The following is a 509-nucleotide window of genomic DNA, read 5'->3' as shown; positions in this document are numbered from 1 at the left end:
CCCCGCCCCCCGCCGCTCCCGTGCACGGACCGACAGGCCGGGGCCGGCCGGTCCTGAGCGCGCACCCCCCGCCGGCGGTGATACGGGCGCCGCCGGGCTTTGATCCCTGTTCCGCCCGGGTAGCGCACGCGAGTGCGCCCATCGCTCCGGCGGCCCGCGGGGAGACCTCCCGCGCCTGCTGCGGCGGCACCGCGCTGTCCGGCTGAGAACCGGACGGCGGGTCGCGTACGGTAGTTCAGCACCCATGCGGGAGGAGCCCCAATGGCCCTGTCACACACCGACCCGTTCGGCACCGCCGAACAGCGGCGGCGTGTCCTCGACGGCTGGGCCGACGCCCCCGCCAGATTCCGCGAGGACGCCAACGCCGAAGAGGACTACGCGCTCGGCGCCTACCGCGACCGCGCCGTCGTCGAACTGGCGCAGAACGCCGCCGACGCGGCGCGCCGCGCCGGCACGCCCGGACGGCTGCGCCTGGAGCTGCGCGGCGACCGGTTCAGCGCCGCCAACAC

Annotated in this window: 1 protein-coding gene; it reads left to right on the top strand. The window is 77.0% G+C overall.

Going from position 1 to position 509, the window contains the following annotated elements; genetic code table 11:
• Positions 1-261: 261 nt before the first annotated feature.
• Positions 262-509: hypothetical protein (locus D452_RS27520; protein ID WP_040692904.1), on the top strand; the 248-nt coding region annotated here is incomplete at its 3' end.

This window comes from Nocardiopsis prasina DSM 43845, assembly GCF_000341265.1.
GTDB classification, from domain to species: Bacteria; Actinomycetota; Actinomycetes; order Streptosporangiales; family Streptosporangiaceae; genus Nocardiopsis; species Nocardiopsis prasina.
This window is presented reverse-complemented; position numbering and strand designations above follow the sequence as displayed.